Raw genomic sequence first — 7,408 nt, 5'->3', positions numbered from 1 at the left:
TACCTATATTCTTAGAAAACGCCCTGATATAATCGTTTTTTTAAATCGGTAATGATTTTTTGCTCCTTGACTACCGACGTTACTGTCTCCATCTATTCCTGACTCTTTTGTCGGCAAACCGATACTAGGACGTGACACCCGACCTACATTCCAAATACCATTACAGCATCCACGCCGGCAGATTATAAATATTTTCGGCCAATTTTACACAGCCCGGCATAAGGGAAATTACAATGGCGTACGAAAAATTCTTTTCATGTTCAAGAAAGTAGCGCAGGTTTTCCGTATCGCTTCCCGTCAATTTTTCCTTGGCTTTTATTTCTATGGCTACTGTGCGCTCCGTCGATTTCACTACTAGATCGACTTCACGGCCTTGCTTGGTTCGCAAATAAAAAAGGCTCCAAGGAAGTCCAGAATATTCGATCTGTTTTCTTATTTCATTAATCACAAAGCCCTCAAAAGCCAATCCAAATTCAGGCGTGCTAATTGACGGCACATGGCGTTTGCCTGAGACAAAACGAGCAAGCCCTGTATCGCTAAAGTAAATCTTCGGGCTTTTAACCTGCTGCACGCGCAGGGATAAACTATAGGCTGGAAGCACGGTGAGCACAAAAGTGTCTGCTAATATTCCATAATAAGATTTTACCGTATTGTAACTCACGCCAAGCTGCGAGGCTAAAGTGGAATAGTTAACTATTCCCCCATCGAAATAGGCAGCCAACGCTAAAAACTTCTCAAAAACCCCTATATCGGAGACGATATTCTCTCTGCGGATTTCGCTTTCTAGGTAGGTAGCTTGATATCCTTCTAGTAAATCAAAGGCGTGCCCTTGTTCGACTTCTTGATATGGTTCGGGCAATAGCGATTGAGTAAGAAACTTATCTGCAACAATTTGCAAATACCCTCGTGGCTTTGGTCTACTTAAACAAGTAGCGTCTAATTTAAGAATCTCCCCAACGAGTGACGAAGATGAGAAAATTTCTGCCTGAGCCAAAGGCCAAAGAGTTTTACTAACTATCCGCCCCGCTAGAGTTTCCGCCCTTTTTCGCTTAACAGCTCGCGCTGACGATCCCCATATCCAAAATTTTATCCGCCCCTTATGTTCGTCATACAAACCCTGTATAGCCTGAAATAGTTCCGCGATCTTCTGAATCTCGTCGACGAGAATATTTAACGTCTTATCTTTGGAAGCGCGCAACAAATCTTCCACCTCAAATACCCAGCTCTCTGGATCCCGCTCATAGCGGCGAAGAGCTACCAAATCCTGCAAAGAATAAAGGTGAGCATTTTCGAGGCGCTCCAGAAACGCCCTCATAAGCGTAGTCTTTCCAGTTTGGCGCAAACCATAGAGCTGACATATTTGCGGCCGCTCCCTTTGCAGCTCTAACCATTTAAATAATTGTCTTTCAATCATACTTCTATTTTAGCCGTTAAAATAGAAGCGTCAATGGACATTACGAAATGGCTAGATAAATTAATAACTTAGCTTGCTTTTCAACTGAGACAAAACGCGTTAGAGGCTAGGATCATAGCGACTCTTAGCCTCTATACCGTTTCCAAAAAGTAAGTTAAATATTTTACTTTTTGTAAATGGTATAACTCAAACTTCCGACAACATGCTCTACGGGTTCTATCTTCTTCTTATCTTCAACTACCATCGCGTAAAAGGAGGGAGTTCGCAGCTTAAAAGGGGCTAAAGGGAAATGAAACTGCGAACTCCCTAGCAAGTTTTCGGTTTGGGGAGAGATTCTAATATTTTAAGGTTGTTTTTTGCCTCTTTGCAGTCTGGATCTATTTCTAAAGCTAGCTGCCAGGCTTTCTGTGCATTCTTAAAACTTCGAGCGCGAAAATGCTCAATGCCCATGGCCACCAAATGGCGCACCTTCTCGAGCTTTTCTTCGTCTACCTTTGGCGTTTTAAAATGCTCCGGCGCCGAAGCTTCGGTTTGCAGTATTAGATCTCTGGACGAAAAATCCTCTATGCGATCTTTCGATCTTTCAGAAGACTCAGCCTCTGGCTGCAAAACTAGCTCGTCGAGCGTAAAATCTCTTAACTCACGACAAATTTTGCTTATCTGCGAGGTGTCTTTCGTTCCTCTATCTAAGCCAATAGCGCATTTACCCGGCTTATCTGCCGCAAAAACCCTAGACGGCTTATCGATACCCAGCGCATTAGACGCAACAACCTCGGTCGCTTTAAACAAATTGACGAGTTCCAAGGGCGAGCTACAGGATCTCGCCTGGCGCAACTCTTCCACTCCCACCGCCAAAAGCTGCTTTGCCGCTCGTCGGAAAATAACATCAACGCTATCAGAACCAGCCTCAATCTTAGTATTGCGACCTATGATAATTGCTGCCAGCGCATCAGCGCCACGTTGAAAATCAAACTCCGCATGAACGATAAAACCATCATTGCACAAAACCATCCCCGTAGTATTTCCACACCTTACCTTTAGCGCAACTTTTGCTTTGCGGTTTAGATACACCTCAAACAAGTCAAGCACACTCACATCGTGAAGCTTGGCGTCAATATCAGTTGCAAAGGAAATGTTCGGCTCAATGTAGTTTACCAATGCTTCGATCGAAAACGGTTTCTGCAGCAAGGCTGCTAAGTGAGACTTGCTCTCGTCGTCAATGATTACATTCTCGCCAATCTCAGTAGTCAGTATGCAGCGCGTCTTGGGCGAGACTTTCCTAACTTGCCGCAACAACTCTAATCCACTCATACCGGAAAGCCGCATCGAACTAACCAAGACGTCAATGGAAATTCGACTCAATATTTTTAGCGCGTCCTCAGCCGAACTTGACGAGCCAATGTGATATGACTCATTGGTGGCCATTAAACCCTGATAAAGAGAAGCTAAACTAGCGCGATCGCCATCAACTATTAGAATCCGTAGCTCCGACTTCTTGTTTATTGGAGTCGCACCCGTTTTCCCCGAAAAATCGTGCTTTATTAAATTATCCCTGCCTAAATCGCGCCAAGAAGATGATGAAGAGGATGGCGCCCCAAACGTCGACTTTATCACGGTAGCGTAAATCATATATTTTAAAACTCAAAAAGACGCGTAATGCGACACGCCCCTTAGCTCACAATATCGATTGCAAAATATCGATTGCAAACTCCATTCCAAGATCATTAGCAGTAATCGGCCCAAAAACTAGCTCTTTCTCCTAACTATGTATTGCGGCCTTAGCCTAAGGCGACTATAGCGCGATAAACCTTCAGTCAAATAAAGCACTTAAGACTAGCAGGACATGTTGGGAAATAGCTTTTATGGTGCTAGAGTGTGTCTCTTGAATGGCATTGTTAGCTATCTGAATCGCTTCGATACTGATAGAATATATGCTTTTAGCCTTGTACCAGCTTAAAAACGAACGATAGAAGTGGAATGTTAGGTAATACTTTTGGAACATTTTTTCGCGTTGCGACTTTTGGAGAGAGCCATGGCCCTGCCATGGGTGTGGTAGTAGACGGTTGCCCGGCTGGATTTGCAATTGACATCGAGTTTATTCAAAACGAGCTTAAACGCCGACGTCCTGGACAATCTAAACTGGTAAGTCAACGAAAGGAGACCGATTCATTTGAAATTCTCTCCGGCCTTTTTGAAGGCAAAACTACCGGTGCGCCGCTAGCATTTGTCGTCTTTAACCAGGACGTCAAATCTAAAGACTATGAAGAAATTAAAGAACTTTTTCGTCCTGGACACGCCGATTTTACGTATTTTGGAAAATTTGGACATCGGGACTATCGCGGTGGTGGGCGTTCCTCGGCACGCGAAACTGTGGCGCGAGTAATTGCGGGGGCAATTGCCAAACAACTTCTCGCTTTGGTGGGAGTTAGAATTAAGGGCGGGGTTCTGCAAATTGGCAAGGCAAAAGCAAAAACCTTTGCATGGGAGCAGGTGGAACGCAGCGAAGTTAGAAGCCTAGACCCGGAAGTTGAAAGCGCATTTATTGCAGAAATCGAGGCGGCTAGAAAGGAGCGAGACTCAATAGGCGGCATTGTAGAGGTGTGGGCAGAAGGTGTACCGCTAGGATTAGGCGAGCCCGTGTTTGGCAGATTGGATGCTGCTATTGCGGCTGCCATCATGTCTATACCGGCAGTTAAGGGAATTGAGATAGGGGCGGGTTTTAGTGCGGCAGCGCTGCGTGGCAGCGAGATGAACGATGAGATGACTGAACATGGTTTTTTATCCAACAACCACGGAGGAATTTTGGGTGGCATTTCTTCTGGTGCGCCGATAGTAGTTCGTTTTGTAGTAAAACCAACTGCCTCAATTGCCCGCGAACAGCAAACTATTGATGTAAACTTTCAGCCTGCAAAAATCTCGACTCGCGGAAGACACGACCCTTGCATAGCCATTAGGGCAGTCCCAGTTGCAGAGTCTATGTTGGCACTAGTCTTAGTGGATGCGTGGTTGCAATTTCTTGCGAGCAAGGGCATTCGAGAAACTTTTATGACAATTAATAACTTTAGTTACGGCTTATCGCCTGATAAATCACGTGCAAACACTAATTCCGATCCAAGATAACAACAGTATTTCCAGAACCAACGCTATTTCTAAACTTCGCCCCGGAGCCCATGTCCATATAATCGGCATTGCCGGCGCTGGCACTGCAGCCGTTTGCGCTCTCCTAAAACAGTTAGGGTTTAAAGTTACTGGTAGCGACAAAGCTTTTTACCCGCCTATGGGCGACGTGGTGAGGAATTTAGCCGACGAACTTTTTGAAGGCTTTTCTGAAAACAATTTAAAACCCCATCCTGACTTAGTAGTCATTGGTAACAGCATTCGTGCCAACAATACTGAAGCGCATTACGCACTATCCAACAACTTACCCTACGCCTCTATGCCCGAAATATTTGCGGCTCTTCTAATAGGCGACAGGACACACAGTAGCAAATCGATAGTCGTAATCGGCACTCACGGAAAATCGACTACAACCGGATTAATCGCTAACATGCTCGATAAGGCTAACTTCAGACCAGGGTATTTCGTCGGCGGCGTGGTAAAAGATTTGCCGTCTACAATTCGGCCTATAGATTTATCTATGCCACTAGAAAGGCGATTTGTAGTTTTGGAAGGGGATGAGTATGACAGTGCTTTTTTTGCCAAGTGGCCTAAATTTCACTCCTATCGCCCCGATATTTTGGTCGTAACGAGTTTAGAATTCGATCATGCCGACATTTACAGGAACGTCGAGGAGATTGAAATTGAGTTTTCGCGTTTAGTAGAAAAGATGCCGGTGGATGGAATAATTTTAGCGTGCGGCGACGAAGAGCGCTTGAATTCGCTTGCTCATAAATGGATGGATAACAGTGCAGTTAAGGCCAAAGTATTTTTATACGGGGCAAAGGACAGTTGCGACTTTATACTACTAGGCCGCCGTCAGGTTAACGAGAACGACGCATTGAAACAAACGCTGGAGCTAGGCTTAGATGGAGAGACGCTAAAGCTGACAACGCGGCTGTTAGGCGAATACAATGCGTTAAATGTCCTTGCAGCAGCGGCTGTAGGGAAAAAGCTGGGCTTAACGGAGTGCGAGATACTACCTGGCATTGAACATTTTTGCGGAGTAGCAAGGCGTCAGGACATAGTTGCAGAGATTAATGGCATAACGGTAATGGAGGACTTTGCGCACCATCCAACCGCCGTAAGAGCGGTTTTAAGGAGTTTGCGAGAAAGTTATCCTCATCGGAGATTGATTGCGGTTTTTGAACCGCGCTCCAATACGAGCAGAAGATCTTGCTTTCAGCAAGACTACGAGCGAGCGTTTGACCAGGCGAATCTAAGCATAATCGCAGAAGTGAAGGACACTGCTATTTACAGCAATACGGCGAGCGATGCTAAAACTCTCGATGCAAAGCAAATGGTAGAGATAATAAAAAAGCGCGGCGGCCAAGCTCTTGCATTGAGCAACGCCACAGCTATAAAAGATTTTCTTTTAGGGGAATTTAGAACTGGAGATCTGGTGGTAATCATGTCTAATGGCGATTTCGACGGGCTATTGCCTAGTTTGCTTAACGATCTTCGCCATTGATCTATCGCGCTCCGTGTGGCATCTATCTTTTGTCACCTGGCTAAGGCCTTTTGGCAAGCATTTGTGCATCAAGGAGTTTATACCGTAGAACAATGAACCAGCTTTCCATCTTCGATTGCGAGGCGTTTGCCGAAACGGCGGAAACCTTTATCGACGACCTTCTGGCGTTCAATGGCTTCGGTAAGCGCACTGTAGCCGAAACGGTTGGAAATATTCCTTATCTAACCAACGAGTTCTGGACGGCAGGGCAGCGCCAGGCGCATTCGATCCACGAGATCTCCTACCGCGCCTGTTTCAAGGCGCAGTTGCCGGAATTCTTCATCGCTAGATTAACAAAGCCCGGAGACGTGGTGTTCGACCCCTTCATGGGGCGAGGCACGACGCCAGTACAAGCGGCACTGATGGGACGTCAGGCTTTTGGCAATGACATAAACCCTCTTTCGATCCTTTTGACCTACGCGAGGCTTCGCCCCATATCTTTGCAGGCCGTCGCCGTGGCGCTGAAATCGGTTGATTGGTCGCAGGGCGAGATTGAACGCGAAGATCTACTTGCATTCTACCACCCGGCGACGCTAAAAAAGCTAGAAGCCTTACGGTTATGGCTTGCCGAGCGAGCGCCTCTCGGATCTAACGACATCGACCCCGTGGCAGACTGGATTCGGATGGTGGCAATTAATCGCCTCTCGGGCCATTCGCCGGGCTTCTTCTCTGGGCGTTCAATGCCCCCAAACCAAGCCGTGTCAGTCAAAGCTCAACTTAAAATTAACGAGAAGCTGGGCATCTCGCCGCCGGAGCGGGACGTGGTGTCTGTGATTCTCAAGAAGTCGAAGAGCTTGCTCCGGGATGGGTGTGCGCCAAGCCAGGTGCGATCCAGCCTGCATACTTGTGCCGCATGGGCTGTCCCAGGAATACCTACTGCCTCGGTCGACCTCACGGTCACGTCTCCGCCGTTCCTCGACATCGTGCAGTATGCTACCGACAACTGGCTGCGCTGCTGGTTCGCTGGCATCGACCCAGATACGGTCGCCATCGACATGCACCGAACCGAAGAGGCGTGGACGGCAATGATTCGCCGTGTCCTAGTCGAACAAGCCCGCATTCTGCGCCCGGGTGGCTATGTCGCCTTCGAGGTGGGAGAGGTGCGTAACGGTGAAGTGTTGCTCGAGCAGCTCGTCTGGAAGGCCGCCGAAGGGCTTGCATTTAACCGCCTCAGCGTAATGGTAAACGAACAGGCCTTCACGAAGACAGCTAACTGCTGGGGCGTCGCAAACGGTGCCATGGGCACGAACACCAATCGAATCGTCCTGCTACAGCGCCATTAAGTGGAGCCTGAACGGTCACCTTAAATTACTGACCTTATAGTTGCT

Annotated in this window: 5 protein-coding genes; 3 read left to right on the top strand and 2 right to left on the bottom strand. The window is 47.1% G+C overall.

Annotated elements, in window-relative coordinates:
* Nucleotides 1–160: 160 nt before the first annotated feature.
* Together IT291_11215 and IT291_11210 are read right to left on the bottom strand one after the other, a co-directional pair.
* Nucleotides 161–1,414 (bottom strand): ATP-binding protein, encoded by a 1,254-nt coding sequence (locus IT291_11215; GenBank protein ID MCC6221798.1) that lies wholly within the window; start codon nucleotides 1,412–1,414, stop codon nucleotides 161–163.
* Nucleotides 1,415–1,720: 306 nt separating this feature from the next.
* A complete protein-coding gene (locus tag IT291_11210; protein ID MCC6221797.1) occupies nucleotides 1,721–3,043 on the bottom strand; it encodes a response regulator in 1,323 nt (440 codons plus the stop codon).
* A 348-nt stretch (nucleotides 3,044–3,391) separates the two neighbouring features.
* On the opposite strand from IT291_11210, the gene aroC reads away from it, so the two are divergent.
* The 3 genes from aroC to IT291_11195 all read left to right on the top strand — a co-directional run bounded on the left by aroC (nucleotide 3,392) and on the right by IT291_11195 (nucleotide 7,363).
* Nucleotides 3,392–4,534 carry a chorismate synthase gene (gene aroC, locus IT291_11205; protein MCC6221796.1) on the top strand — a complete coding sequence of 381 codons (1,143 nt, stop codon included), beginning with the start codon at nucleotides 3,392–3,394 and terminating at the stop codon, nucleotides 4,532–4,534.
* Nucleotides 4,506–6,041, top strand: a complete 1,536-nt coding sequence (locus IT291_11200) for a hypothetical protein (GenBank protein ID MCC6221795.1) — start codon at nucleotides 4,506–4,508, stop codon at nucleotides 6,039–6,041. Before aroC ends, IT291_11200 begins: the two co-directional genes overlap by 29 nt.
* A gap of 92 nt (nucleotides 6,042–6,133) precedes the next feature.
* Nucleotides 6,134–7,363, top strand: a complete 1,230-nt coding sequence (locus IT291_11195; GenBank protein ID MCC6221794.1) for a site-specific DNA-methyltransferase — start codon at nucleotides 6,134–6,136, stop codon at nucleotides 7,361–7,363.
* Nucleotides 7,364–7,408 lie beyond the last annotated feature (45 nt).

It is taken from the genome of Deltaproteobacteria bacterium, assembly GCA_020845775.1.
GTDB lineage: Bacteria > Bdellovibrionota_C > UBA2361 > SZUA-149 > JADLFC01 > JADLFC01.
The sequence above is the reverse complement of the archived record's forward strand: the minus strand, read 5'-3'. Positions and strand labels throughout refer to the sequence as shown.

What these genes read in the sequence shown, in the direction of transcription:
- IT291_11195 (MCC6221794.1), top strand. Translation starts at nt 6,134, where the DNA reads ATGAACCAGCTTTCCATCTTCGATTGCGAGGCGTTTGCCGAAACGGCG.
- IT291_11210 (MCC6221797.1), bottom strand. Translation starts at nt 3,043, where the DNA reads ATGATTTACGCTACCGTGATAAAGTCGACGTTTGGGGCGCCATCCTCT.
- IT291_11215 (MCC6221798.1), bottom strand. Translation starts at nt 1,414, where the DNA reads ATGATTGAAAGACAATTATTTAAATGGTTAGAGCTGCAAAGGGAGCGG.
- aroC (MCC6221796.1), top strand. Translation starts at nt 3,392, where the DNA reads ATGTTAGGTAATACTTTTGGAACATTTTTTCGCGTTGCGACTTTTGGA.